The organism is Vibrio sp. Vb1554 (assembly GCF_033344235.1).
This window is the reverse complement of record NZ_JAWPOJ010000332.1, coordinates 1-1,155: the sequence shown is the minus strand read 5'-3', so window position 1 is coordinate 1,155 and position 1,155 is coordinate 1. Positions and strand designations below refer to the sequence as shown.

At 45.5% G+C, this 1,155-nt stretch carries 2 protein-coding genes; both read left to right on the top strand.

What is annotated here, in order from left to right; all coding sequences use genetic code 11:
- Positions 1-514: siderophore ferric iron reductase (locus R8N28_RS26070; protein WP_318183765.1), on the top strand; the 514-nt coding region annotated here is incomplete at its 5' end.
- 90 nt (positions 515-604) lie between these two features.
- The coding region (locus R8N28_RS26065) for a TonB-dependent receptor plug domain-containing protein (RefSeq protein WP_318183764.1) at positions 605-1,155 on the top strand (551 nt) is incomplete at its 3' end.

Sequence of the window (1,155 nt, the reverse complement as noted above, 5' to 3'; positions counted from 1 at the left end):
CGTTGCGCTTGTCTCTATCTACGGTTTTCAATCGCTCCCGAATTTACGCAATATGGCGCAGTACTTACAGCCCTGCTTTGTAAGAGGATTTCGCTTTGCGGATCAGGAACATATTCAAGGTGATCACACAATATTGATTACGCAGGCAGGGCGTCAAATTCGAGCTTTGTTCGATTTTTATCAAGAACAGATGAACGAGTGGATTCGCATTCGTCCGGGGTTTACTCATCAGTTGATGTCAGACGGTATTTTGGCGTGCTTGTTAAGGTTACAGCAACATTTCCCTCAACTGACCGATGCCATCATTAAAGAGCACGCTAGCTTGTGGCTTAGTGCTCTGGGGCTGGATGAGCGTCATATCGATGCTTTGCATGGTGTGCCTCACGAGCAACCGATCAAACTGGTCAGAAAAAGCTGCTGCTTGGTGTACAAGTGTGAAGGAAGAAAGCTCTGCGAGGACTGCCCGAGAGCTGCAAAAAACCGTCAGTTAATCATGCAAAAGAGCAATAGTTAACAATTCGTTAACCTATGTAACAGTGCTCGATTTGTTATTGATAATAAGTATCATTGTCGATTCTTTGGCTACAACAAAAAGATAAATACAATGACAAATAGGAAGTTCTCTTTAAACCTCATCGTATTAGCGATGAGCAGTGGATATGCAGCGCACGCATTGGCTGCGGAACAAGCTCAGCAACTGGCGTCTCAAAACGCAGCAGATGAACAATTAGTCGTGGTTGGCAGCGTCATGCCAAAATCCATCTCTGATATTCCCGGTACGGTTTGGTTTGTAGGGCAAGAAGAAATTGCTCAACAATACCGAGCAGGTAAAACTCTGGGTGATATTCTTTCTGCGACGATCCCTTCTTTAGATGTTGGCACTGGCGGCCGAACAAACTACGGCCAAAATCTGCGTGGCAGAGCCATGTTGGTCATGATTGATGGCGTTTCTCTGCAATCTTCTCGTCCTATCAGTCGTCAATTGGATGCGATTGACCCGTTCAACATCGAACGAATTGAAGTACTGTCAGGCGCGACTTCCATTTATGGGGCTGGTGCGACGGGTGGTGTCATTAACATCATCACTAAAAAAGCGTACTCAAATGAATTGGCGTTTGAATCTTTTGTCGGCGGTACGTCAGGTTTCAACAGTAG